25 protein-coding genes and 5 tRNA genes are annotated in these 26538 nt (G+C 71.7%); 22 read left to right on the top strand and 8 right to left on the bottom strand.

All coding sequences use genetic code 11. From position 1 onward, the window contains the following. Positions 1–3 precede the first annotated feature (3 nt). Entirely contained in the window at positions 4–3993 is a 3990-nt protein-coding gene (locus tag ACIHCX_RS29585) for a nitrate- and nitrite sensing domain-containing protein (protein WP_400034768.1), read from the bottom strand. A gap of 600 nt (positions 3994–4593) precedes the next feature. Here ACIHCX_RS29585 and ACIHCX_RS29580 point away from each other — a divergent pair. The 10 genes from ACIHCX_RS29580 to ACIHCX_RS29535 all read left to right on the top strand — a co-directional run bounded on the left by ACIHCX_RS29580 (position 4594) and on the right by ACIHCX_RS29535 (position 8965). Continuing rightward, positions 4594–4782, top strand: coding sequence for a hypothetical protein (locus ACIHCX_RS29580; protein WP_400034766.1), 189 nt, complete (start codon positions 4594–4596; stop codon positions 4780–4782). Positions 4783–4937: 155 nt separating this feature from the next. After that, entirely contained in the window at positions 4938–5723 is a 786-nt protein-coding gene (locus ACIHCX_RS29575; RefSeq protein WP_400034764.1) for a fumarylacetoacetate hydrolase family protein, read from the top strand. Beyond that, positions 5707–7191, top strand: a complete 1485-nt coding sequence (gene gltX, locus ACIHCX_RS29570) for a glutamate--tRNA ligase (protein ID WP_400034762.1) — start codon at positions 5707–5709, stop codon at positions 7189–7191. Before ACIHCX_RS29575 ends, gltX begins: the two co-directional genes overlap by 17 nt. A 108-nt stretch (positions 7192–7299) precedes the next feature. Next, positions 7300–7623, top strand: coding sequence for a hypothetical protein (locus ACIHCX_RS29565; protein ID WP_400034760.1), 324 nt, complete (start codon positions 7300–7302; stop codon positions 7621–7623). A gap of 39 nt (positions 7624–7662) precedes the next feature. Beyond that, entirely contained in the window at positions 7663–8397 is a 735-nt protein-coding gene (locus tag ACIHCX_RS29560; RefSeq protein ID WP_400034758.1) for an HAD family hydrolase, read from the top strand. Between the two features lie 90 nt (positions 8398–8487). Next, a tRNA-Gln gene (locus ACIHCX_RS29555) sits at positions 8488–8559 on the top strand. 38 nt (positions 8560–8597) lie between these two features. Continuing rightward, a tRNA-Glu gene (locus ACIHCX_RS29550) sits at positions 8598–8670 on the top strand. A gap of 29 nt (positions 8671–8699) precedes the next feature. After that, positions 8700–8772: transfer RNA gene (locus ACIHCX_RS29545), tRNA-Glu, on the top strand. Between the two features lie 20 nt (positions 8773–8792). Further along, positions 8793–8864: transfer RNA gene (locus tag ACIHCX_RS29540), tRNA-Gln, on the top strand. Positions 8865–8892: 28 nt separating this feature from the next. Beyond that, positions 8893–8965 (top strand) — tRNA-Glu (locus ACIHCX_RS29535). Between the two features lie 61 nt (positions 8966–9026). Here ACIHCX_RS29535 and ACIHCX_RS29530 read toward each other — a convergent pair. Then, on the bottom strand, positions 9027–9677 hold the full coding sequence (locus ACIHCX_RS29530; RefSeq protein ID WP_400034756.1) for a MerR family transcriptional regulator: 651 nt from the start codon (positions 9675–9677) through the stop codon (positions 9027–9029). A 109-nt stretch (positions 9678–9786) separates the two neighbouring features. On the opposite strand from ACIHCX_RS29530, the gene ACIHCX_RS29525 reads away from it, so the two are divergent. Continuing rightward, positions 9787–10272, top strand: coding sequence for a DUF4188 domain-containing protein (locus ACIHCX_RS29525; protein ID WP_400034754.1), 486 nt, complete (start codon positions 9787–9789; stop codon positions 10270–10272). A gap of 304 nt (positions 10273–10576) precedes the next feature. Here ACIHCX_RS29525 and ndgR read toward each other — a convergent pair whose 3' ends face one another. Beyond that, positions 10577–11293: an IclR family transcriptional regulator NdgR gene (gene ndgR, locus ACIHCX_RS29520; protein WP_150951308.1), complete on the bottom strand. Its 717-nt coding sequence runs from the start codon at positions 11291–11293 to the stop codon at positions 10577–10579. 188 nt (positions 11294–11481) lie between these two features. On the opposite strand from ndgR, the gene leuC reads away from it, so the two are divergent. The 4 genes from leuC (at position 11482) to ACIHCX_RS29500 (ending at position 14819) form a co-directional block, all read left to right on the top strand. Beyond that, positions 11482–12906 (top strand): 3-isopropylmalate dehydratase large subunit, encoded by a 1425-nt coding sequence (gene leuC, locus ACIHCX_RS29515; protein WP_400034752.1) that lies wholly within the window; start codon positions 11482–11484, stop codon positions 12904–12906. 5 nt (positions 12907–12911) lie between these two features. Beyond that, entirely contained in the window at positions 12912–13505 is a 594-nt protein-coding gene (gene leuD, locus ACIHCX_RS29510) for a 3-isopropylmalate dehydratase small subunit (RefSeq protein WP_400034750.1), read from the top strand. Positions 13506–13813: 308 nt separating this feature from the next. Continuing rightward, complete coding sequence (locus ACIHCX_RS29505) at positions 13814–14044, top strand: hypothetical protein (RefSeq protein ID WP_400034748.1); 231 nt, start codon at positions 13814–13816, stop codon at positions 14042–14044. A 136-nt stretch (positions 14045–14180) separates the two neighbouring features. After that, complete coding sequence (locus ACIHCX_RS29500) at positions 14181–14819, top strand: HU family DNA-binding protein (protein WP_400034746.1); 639 nt, start codon at positions 14181–14183, stop codon at positions 14817–14819. A 121-nt stretch (positions 14820–14940) separates the two neighbouring features. On the opposite strand, the gene ACIHCX_RS29495 is transcribed toward ACIHCX_RS29500, so the two are convergent. Both ACIHCX_RS29495 and cofC read right to left on the bottom strand, forming a co-directional pair. Continuing rightward, complete coding sequence (locus ACIHCX_RS29495) at positions 14941–15144, bottom strand: hypothetical protein (RefSeq protein ID WP_400034744.1); 204 nt, start codon at positions 15142–15144, stop codon at positions 14941–14943. Between the two features lie 9 nt (positions 15145–15153). Beyond that, positions 15154–15792, bottom strand: coding sequence for a 2-phospho-L-lactate guanylyltransferase (gene cofC / locus ACIHCX_RS29490; RefSeq protein WP_400034742.1), 639 nt, complete (start codon positions 15790–15792; stop codon positions 15154–15156). Between the two features lie 199 nt (positions 15793–15991). Here cofC and ACIHCX_RS29485 point away from each other — a divergent pair, with 199 nt between their 5' ends. From ACIHCX_RS29485 to ACIHCX_RS29475, 3 genes are all read left to right on the top strand, one after another. After that, on the top strand, positions 15992–16807 hold the full coding sequence (locus ACIHCX_RS29485; RefSeq protein ID WP_400034740.1) for a lysophospholipid acyltransferase family protein: 816 nt from the start codon (positions 15992–15994) through the stop codon (positions 16805–16807). Next, positions 16804–17814 (top strand): NAD(P)H-dependent glycerol-3-phosphate dehydrogenase, encoded by a 1011-nt coding sequence (locus tag ACIHCX_RS29480; protein WP_400034738.1) that lies wholly within the window; start codon positions 16804–16806, stop codon positions 17812–17814. Before ACIHCX_RS29485 ends, ACIHCX_RS29480 begins: the two co-directional genes overlap by 4 nt. Positions 17815–17929: 115 nt before the next feature. Beyond that, positions 17930–19087, top strand: coding sequence for a D-alanine--D-alanine ligase family protein (locus ACIHCX_RS29475; RefSeq protein ID WP_400034736.1), 1158 nt, complete (start codon positions 17930–17932; stop codon positions 19085–19087). A 67-nt stretch (positions 19088–19154) separates the two neighbouring features. Here the strand turns inward: ACIHCX_RS29475 and ACIHCX_RS29470 are convergent, their stop codons facing one another. Both ACIHCX_RS29470 and ACIHCX_RS29465 read right to left on the bottom strand, forming a co-directional pair. After that, positions 19155–19637, bottom strand: coding sequence for a DUF3515 domain-containing protein (locus ACIHCX_RS29470; protein WP_400034734.1), 483 nt, complete (start codon positions 19635–19637; stop codon positions 19155–19157). Positions 19638–19657: 20 nt separating this feature from the next. Continuing rightward, on the bottom strand, positions 19658–19891 hold the full coding sequence (locus tag ACIHCX_RS29465) for an Lrp/AsnC family transcriptional regulator (RefSeq protein WP_400034732.1): 234 nt from the start codon (positions 19889–19891) through the stop codon (positions 19658–19660). A gap of 206 nt (positions 19892–20097) precedes the next feature. Between ACIHCX_RS29465 and ACIHCX_RS29460 the strand changes: the two genes are divergently transcribed. Next, positions 20098–21063 carry a thiamine-phosphate kinase gene (locus tag ACIHCX_RS29460; protein WP_365421759.1) on the top strand — a complete coding sequence of 322 codons (966 nt, stop codon included), beginning with the start codon at positions 20098–20100 and terminating at the stop codon, positions 21061–21063. Next, the gene (thiD, locus tag ACIHCX_RS29455; protein ID WP_400034731.1) at positions 21060–21866 is read left to right on the top strand and encodes a bifunctional hydroxymethylpyrimidine kinase/phosphomethylpyrimidine kinase; all 807 of its coding nucleotides are present in this window, start codon (positions 21060–21062) and stop codon (positions 21864–21866) included. The genes ACIHCX_RS29460 and thiD overlap by 4 nt, the downstream gene beginning before the upstream one ends. Before the next feature lie 147 nt (positions 21867–22013). Here thiD and rpmB read toward each other — a convergent pair whose 3' ends face one another. Next, positions 22014–22199, bottom strand: a complete 186-nt coding sequence (gene rpmB / locus ACIHCX_RS29450; protein WP_003993230.1) for a 50S ribosomal protein L28 — start codon at positions 22197–22199, stop codon at positions 22014–22016. 265 nt (positions 22200–22464) lie between these two features. On the opposite strand from rpmB, the gene ACIHCX_RS29445 reads away from it, so the two are divergent. Continuing rightward, positions 22465–24180: a DAK2 domain-containing protein gene (locus ACIHCX_RS29445; RefSeq protein ID WP_400034729.1), complete on the top strand. Its 1716-nt coding sequence runs from the start codon at positions 22465–22467 to the stop codon at positions 24178–24180. Positions 24181–24248: 68 nt separating this feature from the next. Continuing rightward, positions 24249–26468: an ATP-dependent DNA helicase RecG gene (recG, locus tag ACIHCX_RS29440; protein ID WP_400034727.1), complete on the top strand. Its 2220-nt coding sequence runs from the start codon at positions 24249–24251 to the stop codon at positions 26466–26468. Positions 26469–26538 lie beyond the last annotated feature (70 nt).

Genomic DNA, 26538 nt, shown 5'->3' with positions numbered 1-26538 from the left:
CAACTAACGCTCCTGCTGGTGAGTGGGGCTCGGGAAACTGCCCGTCTGACCGGTACCGGCCTGACGGCCCTGTGCGATGCCCCGACGGAGATTGGTCAGCCGGCCGCGTACTTCGTCTGGCGAACGCGAGACCTGCGGACCGCTCTGGTGCTGTTGCTGCTGAGCCGTGCCCGGGACGAGGTTCGCCCGGGGCACCCGGCGCGGCAGGCCGGAGGTGGTGACACCGCCCGCGGCCGGCTGCCTGACACGCTCGGCCTGCCGAACGAGGTCGTCGTTCGGCGAGGTGCGCCAGGTGGAGGCTGCGGGACGCTGGGGGGCCGCAGGAGTCTGCGGCGGCTGTTGCGGCTGCTGCTGCGGCGAGGACGGAGCCGGTTCGCTGCTCTGCTGCTGCCGTTCACCGCGGAACCAGTTGGTCTCCAGGGTGTCGAACAGCGGCGTACGGCCGTCGCCGGGACCCGGGGCCGGAGGCAGCGCCCAGGCGTCGTCGGGCCGCTGCTGCGCGGCACCCGCGTTGCCCCGTTCCGGGCGTGCGGGACGCTGCTGCGGCCGCTGGGCGGCCGGCCCGTGCAGACCGCCGAAGTCGGCGGCGCCGCCCGGGTGGGCGTTCCGGCCGGGCGCTCCGTTGTCGTGTCCGGGCTGGGCGAACTGGCTGGTGGAGCCGTTGTCGTAGCCCTGCTGGGCCGGGAACTGGCTGGTGGAGCCGTTGTCGTAGCCCTGCTGGGCCGGGAACTGGCTGGTGGAGCCGTTGTCGTAGCCCTGCTGGGCCGGGAACTGGCCGGTGGAGCCGTTGTCGTAGCCCTGCTGGGCCGGGAACTGGCCGGTGGAGCCGTTGTCGTAGCCCTGCTGGGCCGCGAACTGGCCGGTGGAGCCGTTGTCGTAGCCCTGCTGAGCGGCGAACTGGCCCGTGGAACCGCTGTCGTAGCCCTGCTGAGCCGCGAACTGGCCCGTGTCGGCCGGGTTGTTCTGCGCGCCGGAATTGTAGACGTCCGAGCGGGTGAACTGGCCCGTGTTCTGCGAGCCGTCCGCGCCCGGCTGCGGCGCGTCGAAGTCGGGACGGGGGAACGCCGAGGTGTCCGCCGGGGAGCCCGGTGCCTGCCGGTCGTCGAAGCGGGGGATCGCCGAGGTGTCCGCCGTCGAGCCGGGTCCCTGCCGGTCGTCGATCCGCGGCATCCGGGAGGTCTGCGCCGGGTCCTGCTCGTCGTGGCCGCGCGGCGCGTCCAGTGCGGCCCGGCCCTGAGCGTTCTCGTCGGCCCAACCCTGCGTGCGGGACGGACCGCTGCCGCCCGGCAGCTCGGCCCGCGGGCCACCGCGCGGCGGCAGCTGCGGCTGCCGGCCCGGCTCCCCGCCGTTCCCGCGCTGCGGGGGCACGCCACCGCGCGCGCCGCCGAAGACGTCCTGACGGCGTCCGTCGTCGAAGCCCTGCGGGGCGGCCGGCTGCCGGCCGTCGCCGAAGCCCTGGGGCGCGCCCGCACCGGGGGCCTGCTGACTCTGCGGCCCGCCGGGTGCCTGGCCGCCGAAGCCGCCGGCCATGCCCGACCCGGCTGGGCGGCCCTGCTGAGGCTGCCCCGGACCCTGCTGCCCGCGCGGTCCGTTCGGACCGCCCTGGCGGCCGGCACCGGGCAGCGCGGCCCGCGGACCCTGGCCGCCGCCGACCTGGCCGCGCGGAGCGGCTCCGGCACCGAGCCGGCCGGCTCCGCCCTGCTGACCGCCCGCACCGAGGGCCCCGCCGCCCTGCTGACCGCCCTGGCGGCGGGCCGCGGCGGCGCCTGCGGCGGCGGCCGCGGCGGCCGGACCGCCCGCGGACGGGCCGCCGGGCTTGCCCGCGCCCGGCTTCTTGCCGCCCTGGGCGACGTCGACGGGCAGCATGACCAGAGCCGTCGTACCACCGGAGTCGGAGGGGCGCAGCTGGATGCGGATGCCGTGGCGCTGGGACAGACGACCGACCACGAAGAGGCCCATGCGGCGGGAGACCGACACGTCCACGGTGGGCGGCGCGGCGAGCCGCTCGTTGATCGCGGCGAGGTCCTCCGGGGACAGGCCGATACCGGTGTCGTGGATCTCGATCAGCACCCGGCCGTCCGGCAGCGCGTGACCGGTGACCTTGACCTTGGTCTGCGGCGAGGAGAACGACGTCGCGTTCTCCAGCAGCTCGGCGAGCAGGTGCACGAGGTCGTTGACGACCCGGCCGGCGACCTCGGTGCCGGGGACCGAGGCCAGCTCGATGCGCTCGTACTGCTCCACCTCGGACGCGGCGGCGCGGAGCACGTCGACCAGCGGGACCGGACGGGTCCAGCGACGGCCGGGCTCTTCACCCGCGAGGACGAGGAGGTTCTCACCGTTACGGCGCATGCGCGTCGCGAGGTGGTCGAGCTTGAAGAGCGAGGACAGCTGGTCCGGGTCGGCCTCGCGGGACTCGAGCTCGGAGATCAGCGACAGCTGGCGCTGGATCAGACCCTGGGAGCGGCGCGAGAGGTTGGTGAACATCGCGTTGACGTTGCCCCGCAGCAGGGCCTGCTCGGCGGCGAGGCGGACCGCCTCGCGGTGCACGTCGTCGAAGGCCGCGGCCACCTGGCCGATCTCGTCCCGGGAGTGCACACCGACCGACTCCACGGACGTGTCGACGTCCTGCGGGTCGGACTCCGACAGCTGGCGGACCAGCTCGGGCAGACGGTCCTGGGCGACCTTGGTGGCGGTCTCCTGGAGCCGGTGCAGCGAGCGGATCATGGAGCGGGCCACGACGAAGGCGCCGACCAGCGACACGCCGAGCACGAGCAGGATCAGCACACCGGAGACGATGGCGTCGTACTCGGTGGCGCTGCGCAGCTCGCGGGCCTTCTGCTCCATCTCCTCGAGCAGCGTGTGCTCGATCTTCTTCATCTGCTCGATCTTGGTCGAGCTGTCGTCGACCCAGTCGCGGTAGGAGCGCTTGTTCGCCTGCTTCAGGCCCTCGGTGTTGTCGAGGACGCGCTTGGCGTAGGTGTCCGCGGACTGGATCGTCGGGTTGCCCTCTTCGATGGGCTTGATGAGCTCCTCGGAGCCGTCCCCGTAGATGTTGCGGAAGCCGTTGAGGTCGGAGGTCTGGCTCTCCAACGCCTGCTGGGCGTAGAGGCGGTCGTTCTCCGAGAGGTTGCCCGCGCTGGTGTTGTTGGCCGGCAGGGCGGCGGCGATGACGGCGCGCTGGACGGAGGCGTACTCCTTGGCGGAGGAGAACGCGGCCAGGGCGCGCGTGCGCTGGATCATCTGCGGGTTGCTGGTCGCCTCGGCCATGTCCTGGGAGAGGGCGAGCAGCTCGGTGATGAGCCGGTGGTAGCTCTCGACCGTCCGGGCCGAGTTCTCCTTGGACTGGTACGCGTCCTTACGGATCTTGCTGAGGCCGTTGAGGTCGCTGGCGAGGCCGACGAGGGTGTCGCGGACACCGAGGAGGTTGCCGTTCTTGCTGGCGGCGTCGATCTCCTCGGACGCGGAGACGAAGTTGTCCCGGGCCCGGTCGGTCCGGTCCCGGTAGCCCTTGATGGTGATGGCGCTCGCGCTGGAGGGGTGCGCCAGCGGGCCGGCGGACTGGTCGCGCTCCTCCTGGAGCGCGGCGGCCAGCTCCGTGGCCTGCTTGGTCATCTCCGTCAGCAGCTTCATGTTGTCGAGCTGCTGGATGTCGTCCATGCTCTGGTTGATACGCAGCCCGCCCAGCGTGGTCGCGGCGACCACGGGCAGTGCGAGCAGCGACACCAGACGCGTGGAGATGCGCCAGTTGCGCAGGGCCATGCGCGAGCCGGGGCCCCCCGGACCCTGGCTGCTGGTCTGCTTGGCCCCCGGAGCCGGATCCGACGACCCGGACGCACCGGTCGGGCCGGTCGTGCCCGAGCGTCCGGCGCCGTCGCCGGCCGCGGCCGGGTTCTGGGCGTGCTGGGGCGAGGAGCTGACGGCCATGGGGCCAGTCCCGCCGTGCGGCTCCGGCTCCGCCGAAGCGCTGCCATCCCTCTTGAAACGTCCCTGCACTAGCGTCGCAACCTCTGGACCAGGCGCCCCTCCGCGCGAGCGGAAGGACGGTGTCGGCGTTGTGGGAAGCGTCTTGAACACACTTCCCTGATGGTCGTGAGTGACCGGCGCTGGTTCCCCCTTCTCACCGCCACTCGGCGCTGCGTTGCGCCCCCTGCGCCGGCTCGATCCTGCAGCGGTCCGTGGCATTCCAGCACAGTGCCGGATCTCCAACAAGGCATGTGGGCCAGGCCGTGACCACCGTGACAGCCCGTGAGTGACGCATTACCCGATGTGGAAAGTGATCTCCCGCATAGGGGACATTTCGCTGCGTACCCGCGAGTCACTTGAGGTGTCCCAGTCGCCATGATCGGGAGCGGAATGATGGCTTCAGTGGCCCAATGTCCGATTCGACGATCAAGACCGCACCATGGATTTGTCTGGATTGTCGAGGCCCTCGTGAGGAAACTCACACTGACAACACAGGCTCTTCACGTCTTCGGCCGGGAATTGAATGTTTAGCCTGACGCTTTACAGGGATGGCATATCCGACAACCCGCGCCCGAGCGGGGGTCATGCGGACCTCCCGGGTGCCCGTAGACGACAAGGTCTCGTACAACCGTGAAGACGACGATGATGTTCCGCAACATAGCCAACCCCCGGCGCACGACGCTGATGCACCTCGAAGGAGCCGACGAGCTGCCGACGCCGGAGCTGCCGGAGCACCCTGTCTCCCTTCCCACGCAGACCGCCAACCCCCGGCGCACCATCCTCATGGTGGCGCCCGTCGCGGCCGTCGCCGCGAAGTAGCGCCCGGTCCGCTCGCGGACGGCGATCAGGGGCGTCCCGATCGAGGACGCCCCTCTTCCATGCCCCGTGCGCCGTAATGGCGCGAGGTCCGGGGCCCGGCCGCGTTAGCCTGGAGCGTCAGATCCAGCCGCTTCAGTCAAGGGGCCAAGCAACCCGTGCGCATCGCCAGGTTCTCCATCGACGGGAACGTCGCCTTCGGCGCGGTCGAGGGCGACAAGCCGGACGAGCTCGTCCTCGACATCATCAAGGGCATCCCGTTCGCGGACTTCGAGCTCTCCGGCACGAAGGTGCCGCTGAGCAAGGTACGGCTGCTGCCGCCGGTGCTCCCCAACAAGGTCGTGGCCTTCGGCCGCAACTACGCCGAGCACGCACGCGAACTCGGCAACGAGGTGCCCGACGCGCCGTTCGCCTTCTTCAAGCCGTCCACCTCGGTGATCGGTCCCGGCGACCCGATCCAGTACCCCTCCTTCTCCCAGGAGCTGCACCACGAGGCCGAACTGGCCGTGGTCGTCGGCCGCATGTGCCGCGAGGTCCCGCGCGAGCGCGTCAAGGACGTGATCTTCGGCTACACCTGCGCCAACGACGTCACCGCCCGCGACGTGCAGCGGCGCGAGAAGCAGTGGGCCAGGGCCAAGGGCTTCGACACCTCCTGCCCGCTCGGCCCCTGGGTGGAGACGGACCTCGACCTCGGCGCCGCGGCCGACCTGACCATCCAGCTCACCGTCAACGGCGAGCAGCGGCAGCTGGGCCGCACCAGCGAGATGATCCACCCCATCGAGGATCTGATCGTCAACATCTCCGAGGCCATGACGCTGCTCCCCGGCGACGTGATCCTCACGGGCACCCCGGCAGGGGTCGGCCCCCTCAGCGTCGGCGACGAGGTCGCCGTCACCATCGAAGGCATCGGCACTCTCACCAACAAGGTTGTCAAGCGTGGCTAGCGCACCCGTACGCGTCCGTTTCTGCCCCTCGCCCACCGGTAACCCCCACGTGGGCCTGGTCCGCACCGCCCTGTTCAACTGGGCGTTCGCCCGGCACCACCAGGGCACGCTGGTCTTCCGCATCGAGGACACCGACGCGGCCCGCGACTCCGAGGAGTCCTACAACCAGCTGCTCGACGCGATGCGCTGGCTGGGCTTCGACTGGGACGAGGGCCCCGAGGTCGGCGGACCGCACGCGCCGTACCGGCAGTCGCAGCGCATGGACATCTACCAGGACGTCGCCCACAAGCTGCTCGAAGCCGGCCACGCCTACCACTGCTACTGCTCCCAGGAGGAGCTGGACAGCCGCCGCGAGGCCGCCCGCGCGGCCGGCAAGCCGTCCGGCTACGACGGCCACTGCCGCGACCTGAGCGCCGCGCAGGTCGAGGAGTACAAGGCCCAGGGCCGCGCCCCGATCGTCCGCTTCCGCATGCCCGACGAGACGATCACCTTCACCGACCTGGTCCGCGGCGAGCTGACCTTCACCCCGGAGAACGTCCCGGACTACGGCATCGTCCGCGCCAACGGCGCCCCGCTGTACACCCTGGTCAACCCGGTCGACGACGCGCTCATGGAGATCACCCACATCCTGCGCGGCGAGGACCTGCTCTCCTCCACCCCGCGCCAGGTCGCCCTGTACAAGGCGCTGATGGAACTGGGCATCGCCAAGGAGGTCCCGGCCTTCGGCCACCTGCCGTACGTGATGGGCGAGGGCAACAAGAAGCTCTCCAAGCGCGACCCGCAGTCCTCGCTGAACCTCTACCGCGAGCGCGGCTTCCTGCCCGAGGGTCTGCTCAACTACCTCTCTCTGCTCGGCTGGTCGCTGTCGGCCGACCGGGACATCTTCTCCGTCGAGGAGATGGTCGCCGCCTTCGACATCGCGGACGTGAACCCCAACCCGGCCCGCTTCGACCTGAAGAAGTGCGAGGCGATCAACGCCGACCACATCCGCCTGCTCGACGTGAAGGACTTCACCGAGCGCTGCCGCCCCTGGCTCCAGGCTCCGGCCGCCCCCTGGGCTCCGGAGGACTTCGACGAGACCAGGTGGCAGGCGATCGCCCCGCAGGCGCAGACGCGTCTGAAGGTCCTGTCCGAGATCACGGACAACGTGGACTTCCTGTTCCTGCCCGAGCCCGTCTTCGACGAGGCGAGCTGGACCAAGGCGATGAAGGAGGGCTCGGACGCCCTGCTCCGCACCGCCCGGGAGAAGCTGGAGGCGGCCGACTGGACCTCCCCCGACTCCCTGAAGGAGGCCGTCCTGGCCGCCGGCGAGGCCCACGGCCTCAAGCTCGGCAAGGCCCAGGCGCCGGTCCGTGTCGCCGTCACCGGCCGCACGGTCGGCCTGCCCCTCTTCGAGTCCCTCGAGGTCCTGGGCAAGGAGAAGACCCTGGCCCGCATCGACGCGGCGCTGGCGAAGCTGGCGGCGTGAACGAACCCGGCGACGTGCGCGGCGCCTGAGCCACCCGACAGGGCGGCAGCCTCAGAGGCTGCCGCCCTGTCCCGTACGGCCCGGCCGCGGCAGGGTTAACATCGCCTCATGGTCGACCCGTCGGCACATTTCGTCGTCACCGTCCAGGCGTCACCTGTCGCGGCATGGTTCCACCACCTCTTCACCCGGCCCGTCATCGAAATCGACGGTACCGAGCACGCGGCGAAGTGGGGCACCACGGACATCGCCGTGACGTCGGGTGTTCACCATGTCAGCGTGTACTTCCGGTACCGAGGGCAGAGCCGGGCCCGACTCGCCGAGGCCGGCAGGGACGTCCCGACCGGGGACGGCGGCCGGCGGATGTCCGTCCATGCCTGGCTCGGCCCGCGCAACGGCAGCTCCTTCCGGATCACGGCACCCGGTTCCGAATGATCCGAAAGGCGATCCGCGGCAGGCGGTACTGTCGGTGACATGCCGATCGAAGCCGTGCTCTGGGACGTCGACGACACCCTTTTCGACTACACCGCCGCCGACCGGGCCGGCATGCGGGCGCACCTGGTGGCCGAGGGGCTGCTGGACGGGTACGGGACCGTGGAGGAGGCCCTGGCGCACTGGCGGCGGATCACCGACGCGCAGTGGGCGCGGTTCTCGGCGGGGGAGGCGACCTTCGAGGGGCAGCGGCGGGACCGGGTGCGGGTCTTCCTCGCCCGGCCGGAGCTGACCGACGACGAGACCGACGCGTGGTTCGAGCGCTACCTGGGCCACTACGAGGCCGCCTGGGCGCTCTTCCCGGACGTGCTGCCCGTCCTGGACGCGCTCGCCGCCAGCCACCGGCACGCCGTGCTGTCCAACTCCAGCGTCCACGTCCAGGAGCGCAAGCTGCGCGTCCTCGGCGTGCGCGACCGCTTCGAGGCCGTCCTGTGCGCCGCGGAGCTCGGGGTGTCCAAGCCGGAGCCGCGGGCGTTCCACGCGGCCTGCGAGGCCCTGGAACTCGGCCCGCACCAGGTGGCGTACGTCGGCGACCACCCGGAGATCGACGGGCGGGGCGCCGCCGAGGCAGGGCTGGTGTCGGTCTGGATCGACCGCGTGGGTGTGGACGCCGACGGCCACGACGGCGCCGGGCGGCACCGCATCGCCTCACTCGCCGAACTGCCCGCGATCCTCGGCGCCGATACTCGTTTTGGAGCCCCGTCCACCTTCGGGTAATGTTCTTCCTGCGCCGCGGGGCGCGGGCCGAAGGTCCGGAACCGCGAGTGCAACACTAGAACAGGATCCCCAAAGGGTCTTGCCTTCCAGTGGCCTATGGTGTAATTGGCAGCACGACTGATTCTGGTTCAGTTAGTCTTGGTTCGAGTCCAGGTAGGCCAGCTCGCAGAGCTTATCTGCACCGCGGATTTGATCCGCAAGCCCCCGTTGTGTAGCGGCCTAGCACGCTGCCCTCTCAAGGCAGTAGCGCCGGTTCGAATCCGGTCGGGGGTACGGATCCCAGGTGTGTTCCAGGGATCAAGGCCCCCGTTGTGTAGCGGCCTAGCACGCCGCCCTCTCAAGGCGGTAGCGCCGGTTCGAATCCGGTCGGGGGTACGACTGGTCTAAACCATCATTGGTCTATGGTGTAATTGGCAGCACGACTGATTCTGGTTCAGTTAGTCTTGGTTCGAGTCCAGGTAGACCAGCTCGGGCCTGCGGAAACGCAGTGTCCACGCCCCCGTTGTGTAGCGGCCTAGCACGCCGCCCTCTCAAGGCGGTAGCGCCGGTTCGAATCCGGTCGGGGGTACGCGATCGAAGGGCCCTCCCTGTGGAGGGCCCTTCGGCATGTTCACCCGGTCCCTGTCACCTCACTGCCCGCCGAACCGGCGACGCGACTCCTCGGCCTCCGCCAGTCGGCGCAGGCTGAGCAGCATCGGCTCGTACAGCACCGTCAGGGCCACCGCGGCCTCCACCTGCTCGTCGGGCGTGCCGTAACGCTCCACCAGGTCCAGGTCGGTGAGGGCGATCCGCTCCGCCGCGCGTGCGTAGGGTTCCAGGTCCCCGGTGGCGCAGGGGTAGCCGAGCCGGGACAGCGCGGCGATCGCGGTCACCAGCATCCCGTACGCCGGCGCCGTCGGTGTTCCGTCGCACGCGCGGCCGTAATCCCAGCCGAGCCGGTCCATCAGTTCGTCGGCAGTGCGACGGGCGGTCTCGGTGGCGGGGTCGGCCTCGTCCGGCTCCGGGCCGTGCGGCAGGGCCCAGGTGGCAGTGCCCAGGCGCGTGTTGCGATCCATCTCCTCGTCCTGCAACGCCGCGAGGACCTCCCGGGCCGAGTTGACCGGGATCCGCCCCACCTGGATCAGCGCTCGCACCAACCGCAGCCGCCGCAGATGCCCCTCGTCGTAGTCGGCCTTCGTGGTGGTGACCCGGCGGCCGGGGTGCAGCAGCCCTTCACGCAGATAGAACTTGATCGTCGCCGTGGAGACGCCGCTGCGTGCGCTCAGCTCCGCCAGTCGCATTCCCGTTCCGCGCCCTTTCCCTCTTGCGCCTGCTGTTGGATAGTGCCACTATCTAAGCATGGATAGTGCCACTATCCAACGAGGGGAGAGAGTGAGAGTGGGGGAGCTCATGGGTGCCAAGCCGATCGAAGGGCGGATGACCGCCGCGGGAGAGGACGAGGTGGTTGTCTTCCTTATCGGGATGCGGATCAACAGCTTTGTCGCGGTGCGCAGTTGGTGGCCGGTGGCCAGGGCGATGGGACCGATGCTCGCGGAACTCGCCCGCGATCGTGGCAGCGGGCTGCTCGGCTTCAGGTCCCTGCTGGGCGGAGCCCGTGAGTTGCATCTCGTGCAGTACTGGGAGTCCCGGGAGAAGCTCCTCGCCTACGCCTCCGCGCCCGACGGGAAGCACCGTCCGGCCTGGGCCGCCTTCAACCGGCGGCTGCGCGAGGGAAAGGGCAAGGTCGGCTTCTGGCACGAGACCTATGTCGTACCGGCCGGGTCCTATGAATCCGTCTACGTGAACATGCCCGAGTCGGGTCTGGCCAAGGCCACCGGTGTCATGCCCGTGGGCCGCCGGGGAGAGCGGGCGGCCGACCGGCTGCGCAAGCCCTGAGCGCCCCGGGTGCTCGCCCGGCGGGCGCCCCCGAAGTCCGCGACGATCGGAAGGCCACGATGAGGGGAAGGCCGCGACGGCCGAAGAGCCGGGCGGCGGTGCGGTGGGCGGGCCGCACGGGTCCCGTCCCGCCGCCTCGGCCCGTCTGCGCCTCGCCGGTCCGCGGACGGGGCGGGACCGGGCGGGGGCCGGGGTGAGGGGAGCCGGGCCCGCAGGGCCCTGAAGGAGAAGCGAGGCCGGGCGCGGGCCCGCCGCGGCGTTGAGGCGGGCCCGCGCCCGGGGGGAGCGCGGTAAAGGAAAAGGATCAGCCGGCGCGGCGCAGTGCCTCCGAGAGGCGGGCGGCGGCGTCGATGACCGCCTGGGCGTGCATACGGCCGGGGTGGCGGGTGAGGCGCTCGATGGGCCCGGAGACCGAGACGGCGGCCACCACGCGGTTGGAGGGGCCGCGCACGGGCGCGGACACGGACGCGACGCCCGGCTCGCGCTCGCCGATCGACTGGGCCCAGCCGCGGCGTCGTACGCCCGACAGGGCCGTCGCCGTGAAGCGGGCGCCCTGGAGGCCGCGGTGGAGCCGCTCCGGCTCCTCCCAGGCCATCAGGATCTGCGCCGAGGAGCCCGCCTTCATCGTGAGCGTGGAGCCGACCGGGACGGTGTCCCGGAGGCCGGACAGACGCTCGGCCGCGGCGACGCAGATGCGCATGTCGCCCTGGCGGCGGTAGAGCTGCGCGCTCTCGCCCGTCACGTCCCTCAGGTGCGTGAGCACCGGCCCGGCGGTGGCCAGCAGGCGGTCCTCGCCCGCGGCCGCGGCCAGTTCCGCGAGGCGCGGGCCGAGGATGAACCGGCCCTGCATGTCGCGCGCCACCATGCGGTGGTGTTCCAGCGCCACGGCCAGCCGGTGGGCCGTGGGTCGTGCCAGTCCGGTGGCCGCGACCAGACCCGCGAGGGTGGCCGGACCGGACTCCAGAGCGCTCAGGACGAGGGCTGCCTTGTCCAGAACGCCGACGCCGCTACTGTTGTCCATGAAACGATACTTGCGTCTCACTCTGTGAAACGCAAGTTCAATTTTCCGTGGAACACGCCACTCTGGAAGTCACAACGGCCCGTGGACCGACGGGCTCGGCGGCGGACGCCCGGAGGGGGGCGCGGGTGCCGCATCCTCAAGATCTCTAGTTGGGCCGGCGCCTTCGGCGTCCGGCCGGAGGGAAAGCGATGGGTAGGACACTCGCGGAGAAGGTCTGGGACGACCACGTCGTCCGGCGCGCCGAGGGCGAGCCCGACCTCCTCTTCATCGATCTGCACCTGCTGCACGAGGTGACCAGTCCCCAGGCCTTCGACGGCCTGCGCAAGAGCGGCCGCGGCGTGCGCAGGCTCGATCTGACCATCGCCACCGAGGATCACAACACCCCGACCCTGGACATCGACAAGCCCATCGCGGACCCCGTCTCCCGCGCCCAGCTGGAGACGCTGCGCAAGAACTGCGCCGACTTCGGCGTCCGGCTGCACCCGCTGGGCGACGTCGAGCAGGGCGTCGTCCACGTGGTGGGACCGCAGCTGGGACTGACCCAGCCGGGCACCACCGTCGTCTGCGGCGACTCGCACACCTCCACGCACGGCGCCTTCGGCGCGCTGGCCTTCGGCATCGGCACCTCCCAGGTCGAGCACGTGCTCGCCACCCAGACCCTGCCGATGGCCCGCCCGAAGACCATGGCGATCACCATCGACGGCGAACTGCCCGACGGCGTCACGGCCAAGGACCTGATCCTGGCGATCATCGCGAGGATCGGCACCGGCGGCGGCCAGGGCTACGTCCTGGAGTACCGCGGCTCCGCCATCGAGAAGCTCTCGATGGAGGCCCGCATGACCATCTGCAACATGTCGATCGAGGCCGGCGCCCGCGCGGGCATGATCGCCCCCGACGAGACCACCTTCGCCTACCTCCAGGGCCGCCCCCACGCCCCCGAGGGCGCCGACTGGGACGCCGCGGTCGCGTACTGGAGGACCCTCCGCTCGGACGACGACGCCGTCTTCGACGCCGAGGTCGTCATCGGCGCCGCCGAACTGTCCCCGTTCGTCACCTGGGGTACCAACCCCGGGCAGGGTGCCCCGCTTTCGGCGGCCGTCCCCGACCCGGCTTCGTACGATGACGCATCGGAGCGCATGGCCGCCGAAAAGGCCCTGGAATACATGGGGTTGGAGGCCGGACAGCCGCTGCGCTCCATCAGCGTGGACACCGTCTTCGTAGGCTCCTGCACCAATGGCCGCATCGAGGACCTGCGCGCCGCCGCCGAGATCCTGCGGAGCCGTAAAGTCGCCGACGGCGTACGGATGCTGGTCGTCCCGGGCTCCGCGCGCGTGGGCCTCCAGGCGGTCTCCGAGGGCCTGGACGTGGTCTTCAAGGACGCCGGCGCCGAATGGCGGCACGCGGGCTGCTCGATGTGCCTGGGCATGAACCCCGACCAGCTGGCCCCCGGCGAGCGCTCCGCCTCCACCTCCAACCGCAACTTCGAGGGCAGGCAGGGCAAGGGCGGCCGTACGCACCTGGTCTCCCCGCAGGTCGCCGCGGCCACCGCGGTCCTCGGCCACCTGGCCTCCCCGGCCGACCTGTCCGACGCCCCCACGCCCGCTGGAGTCTGAGAACCATGGAAGCCTTCACCACCCACACCGGCCGGGCCGTCCCGCTGCGCCGCAGCAACGTCGACACCGACCAGATCATCCCCGCCCACTGGCTCAAGAAGGTCACCCGCGACGGGTTCGAGGACGGGTTGTTCGAGGCCTGGCGCAAGGACCCCGAGTTCGTGCTCAACCGCCCGGAGCGCCAGGGCGCCACGGTCCTGGTCGCCGGCCCCGACTTCGGCACCGGCTCCTCCCGCGAGCACGCCGTCTGGGCGCTGCAGAACTACGGCTTCAAGACCGTGATCTCCTCCCGTTTCGCGGACATCTTCCGGGGCAACTCGCTGAAGAACGGTCTGCTCACGGTGGTCCTGGAGCAGCAGGCCGTGGACGCGCTGTGGGAGCTCGTCGAGAAGGACCCCCAGGCCGAGGTGACCGTCGACCTGGTCGCCCGCGAGGTGCGCGCCGAGGGGATCACCGCCCCCTTCGAGCTGGACGAGAACTCCCGCTGGCGCCTGCTGAACGGGCTGGACGACATCTCCATCACCCTCCAGAACGAGGCCGACATCGCCGCGTACGAGGCGAAGCGCCCGGCTTTCAAGCCGCGCACCCTGCCGGTCTGATCCACGGCCCCGGCCGATGATCGACCGCTGAGCCCGGATCCGCTCTCCGGCGCCGTGGCAAGTCGACTTTCGGCCACTGTGAGACCCTTCTGTACCCCCGATCGAGGAGATCGGGGGTACAGCTGTTTTGATGCTCGTACCGGCCGGCGCACCGCCGTCGGGACACTCAACTTCCCACGTCAATGGGGTTGTTGCGGTGGAGGGCGAGGTTCCGGGCCCGGCCCGGCGCGGCGCCCCGGAGGGCCGTCACAGGCCTCAGTTGCCCCCCAGCGCAGGCGACAACTCGCCCCAGATGGCACAATCTGTGCATGGACAACGACGGCCAACTCGAGCTCTATGCGGCGGTCGCGGCCCAGCTCAAGGAAGCGCACGAAAGAGTGCGCGCACTGCAAGTCCCGGAGAGCGTACGGATGGCGCTGACCCGGAAGCTGCTGGTCATTACGGCCGCGGCCAAGCACGATCTCGCCGGTGCGACAAGGCGTCTGGAGCGGTTCACGGCAGACCTCGACCAGGGGCGAATCCCCGGGGAGGAAGGCTGAACAGCCCAAGGCCGTCGAGTCCGTTGCGGCACAAGGGTGATTAGCCCGTTTCGTGTTTGATTTGCGGTATATATCTGCCTAACGTGCGAAAACGCTTGAACACTTTCGTTCCGGCAAGGTCTCCGAAGGGGAAGACGTGAACAAGGCGCAGCTCGTAGAAGCGATTGCCGACAAGATGGGCGGCCGCCAGCAGGCCGCCGATGCGGTGGACGCGGTACTGGACGCCGTCGTCCGCGCGGTCGTCGCGGGAGACCGGGTCTCGGTCACCGGCTTCGGGTCCTTCGAGAAGGTCGACCGTCCCGCCCGTTACGCGCGCAACCCGCAGACGGGTGAGCGCGTGCGGGTCAAGAAGACCTCCGTTCCCCGCTTCCGGGCCGGCCAGGGCTTCAAGGACCTGGTGAGCGGCTCGAAGAAGCTTCCGAAGCACGACATCGCGGTCAAGAAGGCGCCCAAGGGCAGCCTCTCCGGCCCGTCCGCCACCATTGCCAAGGCCGTCGGCAAGAAGGCCGCGGCGAAGAAGACCACCGCGGCGGCGAAGAAGGCCACCGCGAAGAAGACGACCGCGGCGGCGAAGAAGACCACCGCGAAGAAGACGACCGCGGCGGCGAAGAAGACCACGGCGGCCGCCAAGAAGACGACGGCCACCAAGGCCGCCGCCAAGAAGACCACGGCCAAGAAGGCGCCGGCGAAGAAGGTGACGGCCAAGAAGGCCCCCGCCAAGAGGTCGACCGCCCGCAAGACCACGGCCAAGAAGACCACCGCCCGCGGCAAGTAGCGGCGCAGGACCACTCACGCGCCGGGCCGGACTCCCGAGGGAGCCCGGCCCGCGGCGTGTTCGGGCACCTTCCGCCCGCCGTGCGGCCTCTCGCGCCCGCCCGGACGGGCTTCCTGCCTGCTCAGAAGGTCTGCAGCGTCACCAGGGTGATCCGCAGGCCGTTCCCCTCGCCCGCGGTCTCGATCCGCACCCGCTGTCCCGGCCGCAGCAGCCGCAGACCGCCCGCGTCGAACGCCGGCGCGTCGAAGGGAACCGGGGTGCCGTCGTCCAGGAGCACCTGCCCGCTGCGGCTTTCGGGGTCGTACGTGTATGCGGTCGCCTGCATGACGGCAGCCTACTTCCCCACGGCCGGCAGCCGCGCCGCGGCGGCGGCCGTCCGCGGCCCCACGCCGAGGGCCAGCGCCGCCCGCAGATCCTGCCCGGTGTCCACGTCCCGGCGTACGGATTCCACCGCGTCCAGGGACAGTTCCACCGCGCCGGACGCCCGGTGGCGGGCCCGGGAATCGGCACCGAAAGCCGGGAGCAGCGGATGGCCGGGGGACGCCGCCAGCAAAGTCGTGCCGATGGCCGCGGAATCCGCGAGAAATGCCCGCGGGAATGGTCCGGCCGCTTCCAGGACCCGGGCCAATTCCGTCGGCCGCAGCGCGGGGAGATCGGCGTTCAGGGCCGCCACCGGGCTTCGGGGGCGCGCGGCCAGCACCACCGCCGCTCCGTGCGCGAGGGCCGCGTTCAGACCGGTCCCCGGCTCGTCGGCGACGATCCGCGCGCCCAGCGCCGCCAGCTCCCGCCCGGCCTGAGCGTCGTCCGTGACGACCGCCACATCCGCCACGGCCGGGCAGGCCAGCACGGCCGCCACCGTGTCCACGGCGAAGGCGAGGGCCAGGCCGGGACGCACCCCGTCGCCGGCGGTGTCGGACAGCCTGCTCTTGGCCCGGGTCAGGGGCTTCAGGGGGATGACCAAGGTCCACTGCACCGGCGTTCCGCCCCTCTCGTGTGGTCGTCATTGTCTCCCGGACGTCCCCCGAACCGTCCGGCGGTCCGGGCGGGGCAGGGGCGCGAAGCCCCTTCCAAGGGCGCTTTCGGGTGACGTGCGGGCGTACGGTGTCCTCGACAGACAGGCGGCCTGGGGCGACACTTGTGCGGCCCCCCAGGCCCTAGAGGAAGGTGTCCGCGTGCCCCGCCGCAGAATCGGCTTCTGGTATCGCTTCGCAGCGGTGATCTGCAAACCGCCACTGGTGGTTCTGATCAAGCGGGACTGGCGCGGAATGGAGCACATTCCGGCCGACGGCGGATTTATCACCGTGGTGAACCACAATTCGCACGTCGATCCCTTCGCGTACGCTCACTTTCAGTACAACACCGGGCGCGTACCGCGATTCCTGGCGAAGAGCGGGCTTTTCAAGAAGGGATTGGTGGGTGCCGCGATGCGCGGCACCGGGCAGATCCCCGTCTACCGCGAGAGCACGGACGCGCTGAGCGCGTTCCGGGCCGCCATCGACGCCGTGGAGCGCGGCGAGTGCGTCGCCTTCTACCCCGAGGGCACCCTCACCCGCGACCCCGACGGCTGGCCGATGACCGGCAAGACCGGCGCCGCCCGGGTCGCCCTCCAGACCAAGTGCCCGGTGATTCCGGTAGCCCAGTGGGGCGCCAACGAACTGCTGCCGCCCTACGCCAAGAAGCCCGACCTGCTGCCCCGCAAGACCCACCACGTGCTGGCCGGGCCGCCCGTGGACCTCTCCCGCTTCTACGACCAGGAGATGACCCCGGAGCTGCTGAAGGAGGCCACCGACGTCATCATGGCCGCCATCACCCGCCAGCTGGAGCGGATCCGCGGTGAGAAGGCGCCCGCCGAGCCGTACGATCCGCGCCGGGAGCGGATCGAGCAGCGCCGCCGCACCGAGGAGCAGAAGCAGGGCAGGACCGTGCCGGTCGCGCAGCGCGGGCCGGCCGAGCGGGAGTCCGTACAGGAAGAGGGGCAGGGCACGTGAGCAAGCCGGTCAAGGCGGCCGTCTTCGGTACCGGATCGTGGGGCACCGCCTTCGGCATGGTCCTCGCCGACGCCGGCTGCGAGGTGACCCTGTGGGCCCGCCGCGCCGAGCTCGTCGACGCGGTCAACTCCACCCGGACCAACCCCGACTACCTGCCCGGAGTCGAACTCCCGGAGAACCTGCGGGCCACGGCCGACGCCGCCGAGGCCGCCCGCGACGCCGACTTCACGGTGCTCGCCATCCCCTCGCAGACCATGCGGGCGAACCTCGCCGCATGGGTGCCGCTGCTCGCCCCCGACACGGTCCTCGTCTCCCTGATGAAGGGCGTCGAACTCGGCTCGGCCATGCGGATGAGCGAGGTGATCGAGGACGTCGCCAAGGTCGGCGCCGACCGCATCGCCGTCGTGACCGGGCCCAACCTGGCCCGGGAGATCGCCGCCCGCATGCCGGCCGCCGGCGTGGTCGCGTGCACCGACGAGGCGGTGGCCCGGCGGTTGCAGGCCGTCTGCCACACCCCGTACTTCCGGCCGTACACCAATACCGACGTGGTGGGCTGCGAACTCGGCGGCGCCGTCAAGAACGTGATCGGTCTGGCCGTCGGCATCGCGGACGGCATGGGGCTCGGCGACAACGCCAAGGGCTCGCTCATCACGCGCGGCCTCGCCGAGACCACCCGCCTCGGCATGGCCCTGGGCGCCGACCCGCTGACCTTCTCCGGACTCGCCGGACTCGGCGACCTGGTGGCCACCTGCTCGTCGCCGCTGTCGCGCAACCACACCTTCGGCACCAACCTCGGCAAGGGCATGACCCTCCAGGAGACCATCGCGGTCACCAAGCAGACCGCCGAGGGCGTCAAGTCCTGTGAGTCGGTGCTGGATCTGGCCCGCCGGCACGGCGTCGACATGCCCATCACGGAGACCGTCGTCGGCATCGTGCACGAGGCCAAGCCGCCCGTGGTGGCCCTCCGGGAGCTGATGTCGCGCAGCGCCAAGCCCGAACGCCGCTGAAACCGGCGCCGTTCGGCCGTCCGCATCACGTTGCGCGACCGTCCGTGCGACGCTGAGCGACGGTGCCCGGGCGGGCACTGACGCCGCGGATACCAGCGGGTACTCTCGTCGCGATATGAGCACCGAGAACCTCCCCCAGAGCCCCGAGCAGCCGTCCCGCAAGCCCCGCGTGGCCGTCGTGTGCGGCGGCCGCAGCTCCGAACACGGGATCTCCGTGGTCACCGCGGGCGCGGTGCTGCGCGCCATCGACCGGACCAAGTACGAGGTCCTGTCGATCGGCATCACCCGCGACGGCCGCTGGGCCCTGACCGCCGACGAGCCGGAGCGCATGGCCATCACCGAGGGCCGCACCCCGAGCGTCGAGGAACTCGCCGACTCCGCCGAGGGCGGCGTGGTGCTCCCCGTCGACCCGGCCAACCGCGAAGTCGTCTACAGCGAGCCCGGTTCGGTGCCCAAGGCGCTCGGCGAGGTCGACGTGGTCTTCCCGGTGCTGCACGGCCCCTACGGCGAGGACGGCACCCTCCAGGGCCTCCTGGAGCTGTCCGGCGTGCCGTACGTGGGCTCGGGCGTGCTCGCCTCGGCCGTCGGCCAGGACAAGGAGTACATGAAGCGGGTGTTCACCTCCTTCGGGCTCAAGGTCGGCCCGTACGTGGTGATCCGGCCGCGCGAGTGGGCGCGGGACCAGTCCGCCGCCCGCAAGAAGATCGTCGACTTCGCCGGCGAGCACGGCTGGCCGCTGTTCGTGAAGCCCGCACGCGCCGGTTCGTCGATCGGCATCACCAAGGTCGACGACCTCTCCGGCCTGGACGAGGCGGTCGAGGAGGCCCGGCGGCACGACCCGAAGGTGCTCGTGGAGGCGGCGCTGCGCGGTCGTGAGATCGAGTGCGGGGTGCTGGAGTTCGAGGACGGCCCGCGGGCCTCCGCACCGGCCGAGATCCCGCCGCCCGAGGCGCACGCGTACTACGACTTCGAGGCCAAGTACATCGACTCCACGCCCGGCATCGTGCCCGCCCCGCTGACCGAGGAGGAGACCGCCGAGGTGCGGCGGCTCGCGGTGGAGGCGTTCGAGGCGGCCTCCTGCGAGGGCCTGGTCCGCGCGGATTTCTTCCTCACCGAGGACGGCGAGTTCGTGATCAACGAGATCAACACCATGCCCGGCTTCACGCCCATCTCGATGTACCCGCAGATGTGGCAGGCGAGCGGGATCGGCTACCCGGAACTGGTGGACCGGCTGATCCAGGCGGCGCTGCGCCGCTCGACCGGCCTGCGCTGAGCGCGTACGCGGAGGGGACGGCGGGCACCGGCCGGTGCCCGCCGCCCCCTTGGCGCAGGTCAGGCGCTCAGTCGGCGATCCCCTCGGGGATCGCCTTCTTCACGGCCGGGGCCAGATCGACCAGCGGTGCCACCCCGTGGTCCGTCCGCTTCGCGGGGATCGTCACCTCCACATAGGCCAGGCGGAGCGTGGTCGTGAAGCGGAACGAACCGTCCTGCTGCTTCTGGAGCAGCCAGCCCACGCCGTTCACCTCGGCCCCGTCGGCCTCCGGATCGTCCATCGCGGCGGGCCGCGGGACACCGCAGCGCAGTATGATCGCCGGGCTTCCCCAGCCCGCGGTCAGTGCGGATGCGGGCCTGGGGTCCTCGCGGCTCAGTCCGTCCACTTTCCCAGGCAGTTCCCTGTCCAGACTCCGGCACAGTTTCGCAACCGACGGCCGCGGGCTGGGAACCGCCACGGTGGCGCTGTCGTCGCTTGGGGAACAGCCCGCGGCGGTGATCAGCGCGGCGAGAACGGGCAGGCCGAGAAGCCGGTGACGGAAGAAGCTCACCGGCCAAGGGTAGACGGGGGCTACAGATGCACGACCGGGCAGGTCAGGGTGCGTGTGATGCCGTCCACCTGTTGGACCTTCGCGACCACCATGCGGCCCAGGTCGTCCACCGTGCCGGCCTGGGCGCGCACGATGACGTCGTAGGGCCCCGTCACGTCCTCGGCCTGGATCACCCCAGGGATCTTGCCGATCGTCTCGGCGACGGTCGACGCCTTGCCGACCTCCGTCTGGATCAGGATGTACGCCTGTACCACGGAACCTCCAGGGCGGCCACGAGGATCATGTGGGGGAAAGGAACGCCACGGTATCGCGTCGTCACGCGCCACGGGGAGACCCGGGAAGACCGTGACGTGCGCGCCGGGGTGCAGGTAGGACGGAAGTTGACGGTCACCTCGACCGTAGCGAGGACCGCGTTGACGCGCGACCGGGAACGTACAGGGACAGAAGGGGCGAAAGGCCGATGAAGGGCACTGTCGGTGAGCTCGGGGAGTTCGGGCTCATCAGGGAGCTCACCTCCCGTCTCACCACCACCCCGGCGGTCCGGGTCGGTCCCGGCGACGACGCCGCCGTGGTCGCCGCCCCCGACCGCAGGGTCGTGGCGAGCACCGACATACTCTTGGAGGGGCGGCACTTCCGCCGGGACTGGTCCACGGCGTACGACGTGGGCCGCAAGGCGGCCGCCCAGAACCTCGCGGACATCGCCGCCATGGGCGCGGTGCCGACCGCGCTGCTGCTTGGCCTGGTCGTCCCCACCGAGCTGCCGGTGACCTGGCCCACCGAGCTGATGGACGGCCTGCGCGACGAGTGCCAGGTCGCGGGGGCCGCCGTCGTCGGCGGCGACGTGGTGCGCGGCGACACGATCATGGTGTCGATCACCGCGCTCGGCGACCTGCGCAACCACGAGCCGGTCACACGCGCCGGCGCACAACCCGGCGACCTGATCGCGGTGACCGGCTGGCTGGGCTGGTCCGCGGCCGGGTACGCGGTGCTCTCCCGGGGCTTCCGCTCGCCCCGCGCCTTCGTCGAGGCCCACCGCCGCCCCGAGCCGCCGTACCACGCCGGCCCGGCGGCCGCCGGGCTCGGCGCCACCGCGATGTGCGACGTCAGCGACGGGTTGATCGCCGACCTCGGGCACATCGCCGAGGCCAGCAAGGTCCACATCGACATCCGCTCCGGGGCCATAGACATCCCTTCGCAGATGAACGACATCGGGCAGGCCGTCGGCGTCGACCCCTTGCAGTGGGTGCTGACCGGGGGAGAGGACCACGCGATCGTGGCGGCCTTCCCGCCGGACGTGAAGCTGCCGGCCCGCTGGAAGGTGATCGGCGAGGTGCTCAGCCCCTCGGCGCTGCCCCAGGTCACGGTCGACGGCGCGCCGTGGACCAGCAAGGGCGGCTGGGACCACTTCGGGGACATCGAGTCATGACCGCCGCTCCTCCTCGTGTGCTGACCGTCGCGGGCTCCGACTCCGGCGGCGGCGCCGGGATCCAGGCCGACCTGAAGACGATGCTCGCCCTCGGCGTGCACGGCATGAGCGTGATCACCGCGGTCACCGCGCAGAACTCCCTCGGCGTGCAGGGCGCCTGGGAGCTGCCCGTGGACGCGGTCCGGGCCCAGTACCGCAGCGTCGTGGACGACATCGGCGTCCAGGCGGTCAAGACCGGGATGCTGGCCTCGGCGGAACTGGCCGAGGCCGTGGCCGAGCTGATCGCCGGGACGGACGCGCCCGCGGTCGTCGACCCGGTCGGCGTCTCCAAGCACGGCGACCCCCTCCTGGCCGCGTCCGCGCTGCGGACCGTACGCACCAGGCTGCTGCCGGTGGCGACCGTCGCCACGCCGAACCTCGACGAGGTGGGCCGGCTGACCGGCGTCCGGGTCCGGACGGAGGAGCAGATGCGGGAGGCCGCCGCGGCGGTGCTGGCGTTCGGACCGAAGTGGGTGCTGATCAAGGGCGGCCACCTCTCCGGGGACGCCGTGGACCTGCTGACGGACGGCTCCGAGGAGCACTGGCTGCGCGCCGTGCGCCACGACAACCGGCACACCCACGGCACCGGCTGCACTCTCGCCTCCGCGATCGCCGCGCACCTGGCGAAGGGCCGGTCCGTGCCGGAGGCCGTGACGGCGGCCAAGGCGTACGTCACCGGGGCGATCGCGGCCGGCTTCGCGCTCGGCGGGGGGATCGGGCCCGTGGACCACGGATGGGCCCTGCGGAGGTCCCGGGAGGGGTAGTCACCCGGCCCGCGCGCCGACCGTCGGCCGCGGGCTCGGCGTGCGGGGGTACGGCGTGTGCGGGTACGGCAAAAAGCCGGTCCACCGAGGTGGACCGGCTCAGTGCAGCGAACCAGCGGTGGCCGCGCGCTTAGCTGTTGCTGTGCGTCAGCGCGAGACCTTGCCGGCCTTGATGCACGAGGTGCAGGCGTTCACGCGCTTCGGCGTCCCGCCGACCACGGTACGCACACGCTGGATGTTCGGGTTCCAGCGACGGGACGTACGGCGGTGCGAGTGCGAGATGTTGTTGCCGAAGCCCGGCCCCTTGCCGCAGACGTCGCAGTTGGCAGCCACGGGTCACTCCAAAGACTTCAGATGCACTTACGGTTGATCCCGGCATGCCGGGATCGAGATCTCAGGCTCAATGAGCGCTCTTGAAATCTGAGTGGCGTTGCCAGGGGGAGAGCCCGATCAGATCGGGCAACCGGAGCAGCATACAACGGCTGCGTCCGTAGGGCGAAACTACCACGACGGCGCCGGGGCCCGCGCAGGGCCTCTTCCGTCCCGCGCCGCCCCGGGGTCTACGCTGCGTCCAGTCCAGCAGCTCAGGGAGGCGCAGGTGGCGCAGGTGCCGCAGACGTTCGACGCGCCGGCGGTGCGCACCTGGTGCGGACTGGCGCTGCGGGCGCTGGGACGGGCGCGCGAGGAGATCGACGCGATCAACGTCTACCCCGTGGCCGACGGGGACACCGGCACCAACCTGTATCTGACCGTGGAGTCCGCCGCCGCGGCGGTGGAGGCCGTGTTCGCCGCGCACGAGGTGGACGGCGGCACCGCCGGGGCCCTGTCCGGGCCCTCCCTGGCCGACGCCGCGCGGGCGATGGCGCACGGCGCGCTGATCGGGGCCCGCGGCAACTCCGGGACGATCCTCGCCCAGCTGCTGCGCGGCATGGCCCAGGTGTTCGCCACCGACGGCGACCGCGCCCACGCCGACGGGCACGGCCTGTGCCTGGCCCTGCGGCGCGCGGCCGACTCCGCCCGGCAGGCCGTGGCGCACCCGATGGAGGGCACGGTCCTCTCGGTGGCCTCGGCCGCCGCGGACGCCGCCACCGGGGCGGAGGGAGACTGCCGGACGGTCGCGCTGGCCGCCTACGAGGGAGCGTGCGCGGCCCTCGCCGCGACCCCCGGCCAGCTGGCTGTCCTGGAGCGCGCCGGGGTGGTCGACGCGGGCGGGCGGGGGCTCGTGGCGGTCCTCGCGGCCCTGGTGGAGACGTTCACGGGACGGACCCCGGAGCAGAGCGCGGCCCCCTCGACGGCCGCGGGGGCGGGCGACGGCCTGCCGACCGTGCCCCACGCGCGCGTGTGCCCGACCGAAAACGACGGGCCCGATGCCTGCGCGCCGCCCGCGAGTGGCCCCGCCTTCGAGGTGATCTATCTGCTCGACGCCGAGGACACGGCCGTGGCCCGGCTGCGTGAGCGGCTCGACGAGCTGGGGGACTCCCTCGTCGTCGTCGGCGGCGACGGCCTGTGGAACGTGCACGTGCACGTCGACGACGCCGGCGCCGCCGTGGAGGCGGGCGTGGAGGCCGGGCGGCCGCACCGGATCCGGATCACGCACTTCGGGGCCGGCGACGCGCACACCGACGGGTCCGGACGGCCGCACCGGGAGCGGGCCCAGCGAGCCGTGGTGGCCGTCGTGCCCGGCGAGGGCCTGGCCGCGCTCTACACCGAGGCCGGGGCGACCGCGGTGCTCGCCCGGCCCGGGGAGCAGCTCGCCAGCGGGGAGCTCGTCGAGGCCGTACGGCGGGCCCACGCGCGCGAGGTGGTCCTGCTGCCCAACGACCCCGAGCTGCGCCACACCGCGTCCGCCGCGGCCGAGCAGGCCCGCGGGGAGGGCGTCCGCGTCGCCCTGATCCCGACCCGCTCGGCCGTGCAGGGCATCGCCGCCCTCGCCGTGCACGAGCCCGGGCGGCGCTTCGACGAGGACGTCGTCGGCATGACCTCGGCGGCCGGCGCCACCCGGCACGCCGAGGTCACCGTCGCCGAACGCCAGTCCTGGACCACGGCCGGCATCTGCCAGGCCGGTGACGTCCTCGGCCTCATCGACGGCGACGTGGCCGTGATCGGCTCGGACGTCACGGCCGTCGCCGAGACCGTCCTGGACCGCATGCTCGCAGCGGGCGGCGAACTGGTCACCCTCGTCCTCGGCGACGAGGCCCCCGACTCGATCGCCGACCACCTCCGGACGCGGGTCCGCGAGTCCTACCTCGCCGTCGACACGGTGGTCCACCAGGGCGGCCGGCAGGGAGCGCCGCTGCTCATCGGGGTGGAGTGAGCCTCGGCGGACCGGCTGACCAGGGGTTTCCCGGGAGGTCTACGGCATTGTCGGTGCCGTGGTGTGCAATGGATCTCGTGCCCGCACTGCGAGAACCACTGAAACAGCCACTGAAGTCAGTGCTCGGCCCCGCCACCGCGAAGGTGATGGCCGAGCACCTCGGCCTGCACACCGTCGGCGACCTCCTGCACCACTACCCGCGCCGGTACGAGGAGCGCGGCCAGCTCACCCACCTCGCCGACCTGCCCATGGACGAGCACGTCACGGTGGTCGCCCAGGTCGCCGACGCGCGCCTGCACACCTTCGCCTCCGCCCGCGCGCCCCGCGGCAAGGGCCAGCGCCTGGAGGTGACGATCACCGACGGCAGCGGCCGGCTCCAGCTGGTCTTCTTCGGCAACGGCGTGCACAAGCCCCACAAGGAGCTCCTGCCGGGCACGCGCGCGATGTTCGCGGGCAAGGTCTCGGTCTTCAACCGGCGGCTGCAACTGGCCCACCCGGCATACGAGTTGCTGAAGGGGGAGGACGGAGAGGCGGTGGAGAGCTGGGCCGGCGCCCTGATCCCGCTCTACCCGGCCACCGCCAAGCTGGAGTCCTGGAAGATCGGCAAGGCGGTCCAGACCGTCCTGCCCAGTGCCCAGGAGGCGCTCGACCCGCTGCCCGAGTCGCTGCGCGCGGGCCGCGGCCTGGTCCCCCTGCCCGAGGCCCTGCTCAAGATCCACCGCCCGCACACCAAGGCGGACATCGCCGACGCGCACGCCCGCCTCAAGTGGGACGAGGCCTTCGTCCTCCAGGTCGCCCTCGCCCGCCGCCGCCACGCGGACACCCAACTCCCCGCCGTCGCGCGGGTACCGGCCCCGGACGGCCTCCTGGCGGCCTTCGACGACCGCCTCCCCTTCACCCTCACCGAGGGACAGCGGAAGGTCTCCCGGGAGATCTTCGCCGACCTGGCCACCGAGCACCCGATGCACCGCTTGCTCCAGGGAGAGGTCGGCAGCGGCAAGACGCTCGTCGCCCTGCGCGCCATGCTCGCCGTCGTCGACGCGGGCGGGCAGGCCGCGATGCTCGCGCCCACCGAGGTGCTGGCCCAGCAGCACCACCGGTCGGTCACCGAGATGATGGGGGAGCTGGCGGAGGGAGGCATGCTGGGCGGCGCCGAGCAGGCCACCAAGGTGGTGCTGCTCACCGGGTCCATGGGCGCCGCCGCCCGTCGGCGGGCCCTGCTCGACCTGGCCACCGGCGAGGCGGGCGTCGTCATCGGCACGCACGCGCTGATCGAGGACAAGGTCGGCTTCCACGACCTGGGACTGGTCGTGGTGGACGAGCAGCACCGGTTCGGCGTCGAGCAGCGCGACGCCCTGCGCGGCAAGGGCAAGCAACCCCCGCACCTGCTGGTCATGACCGCCACGCCCATTCCGCGCACGGTCGCGATGACCGTCTTCGGCGACCTGGAGACCTCCGTCCTGGACCAGCTCCCGGCGGGCCGCTCGCCCATCGCCAGCCATGTCGTCCCGGCCGCAGACAAGCCGCACTTCCTGGCCCGGGCCTGGGAGCGGGTGCGCGAGGAAGTGGCGAAGGGCCACCAGGCGTACGTGGTCTGCCCGCGCATCGGGGACGAGGAGGACGACCCGAAGAGGGCCGCCGCGAAGAAGTCCCCCGAGGACGAGGCGGAGAAGCGCCCGCCGCTCGCCGTGCTGGACGTCGCCGACCAGCTCGCCAAGGGCCCCCTGCACGGCCTGAGGGTCGAGGTGCTGCACGGCCGTATGCAGCCCGACGACAAGGACGCGGTCATGCGCCGCTTCGCCGCCGGCGAGACCGACGTCCTGGTCGCCACCACGGTCATCGAGGTCGGTGTGAACGTGCCGAACGCCACGGTGATGGTGATCACGGACGCCGACCGCTTCGGCGTCTCCCAGCTGCACCAGCTGCGCGGGCGCGTCGGCCGCGGCTCGGCGCCAGGGCTGTGCCTGCTGGTCACCGAGATGCCGGAGGCGAGCGCCGCCCGGCAGCGGCTGAACGCCGTGGCCGCCACCCTCGACGGCTTCGAGCTGTCCCGCATCGACCTCGAACAGCGCCGCGAGGGCGACGTCCTCGGCCAGGCCCAGTCCGGCGCCCGCTCCAGCCTGCGGGTGCTCGCCGTCATCGACGACGAGGAGATCATCGCCGAGGCCCGCGAGGAGGCCGCCGCGGTGGTCGCCGCGGACCCGGACCTGGAGCGTCTGCCCGGGCTGCGCACGGCGCTGGACGCGTTGCTGGACGAGGAGCGGGAGCAGTACCTGGAGAAGGGCTGACAGACTGGGAGCGGCCCGCACCCCCGCCGCCACCACGACGGCCGCCACCGGCCGGGCCGTTTCCGACAGG

The sequence above is a fragment of the Streptomyces sp. NPDC052043 genome, assembly GCF_044548235.1.
In the GTDB taxonomy this organism is placed as follows: domain Bacteria; phylum Actinomycetota; class Actinomycetes; order Streptomycetales; family Streptomycetaceae; genus Streptomyces.
Note: the sequence above shows the minus strand (reverse complement) of the source record. Positions and strands in the feature narration are given on the sequence as shown.

Coding starts and splice junctions, on each gene's coding strand:
- ACIHCX_RS29565 (WP_400034760.1), top strand. CDS start 7,300: ATGGTCGACCCGTCGGCACATTTCGTCGTCACCGTCCAGGCGTCACCT.
- ACIHCX_RS29560 (WP_400034758.1), top strand. CDS start 7,663: ATGCCGATCGAAGCCGTGCTCTGGGACGTCGACGACACCCTTTTCGAC.
- ACIHCX_RS29530 (WP_400034756.1), bottom strand. CDS start 9,677: ATGCGACTGGCGGAGCTGAGCGCACGCAGCGGCGTCTCCACGGCGACG.
- ACIHCX_RS29525 (WP_400034754.1), top strand. CDS start 9,787: ATGGGTGCCAAGCCGATCGAAGGGCGGATGACCGCCGCGGGAGAGGAC.
- ndgR (WP_150951308.1), bottom strand. CDS start 11,293: ATGGACAACAGTAGCGGCGTCGGCGTTCTGGACAAGGCAGCCCTCGTC.
- leuC (WP_400034752.1), top strand. CDS start 11,482: ATGGGTAGGACACTCGCGGAGAAGGTCTGGGACGACCACGTCGTCCGG.
- leuD (WP_400034750.1), top strand. CDS start 12,912: ATGGAAGCCTTCACCACCCACACCGGCCGGGCCGTCCCGCTGCGCCGC.
- ACIHCX_RS29505 (WP_400034748.1), top strand. CDS start 13,814: ATGGACAACGACGGCCAACTCGAGCTCTATGCGGCGGTCGCGGCCCAG.
- ACIHCX_RS29495 (WP_400034744.1), bottom strand. CDS start 15,144: ATGCAGGCGACCGCATACACGTACGACCCCGAAAGCCGCAGCGGGCAG.
- ACIHCX_RS29475 (WP_400034736.1), top strand. CDS start 17,930: ATGAGCACCGAGAACCTCCCCCAGAGCCCCGAGCAGCCGTCCCGCAAG.
- ACIHCX_RS29460 (WP_365421759.1), top strand. CDS start 20,098: ATGAAGGGCACTGTCGGTGAGCTCGGGGAGTTCGGGCTCATCAGGGAG.
- thiD (WP_400034731.1), top strand. CDS start 21,060: ATGACCGCCGCTCCTCCTCGTGTGCTGACCGTCGCGGGCTCCGACTCC.
- recG (WP_400034727.1), top strand. CDS start 24,249: ATGGATCTCGTGCCCGCACTGCGAGAACCACTGAAACAGCCACTGAAG.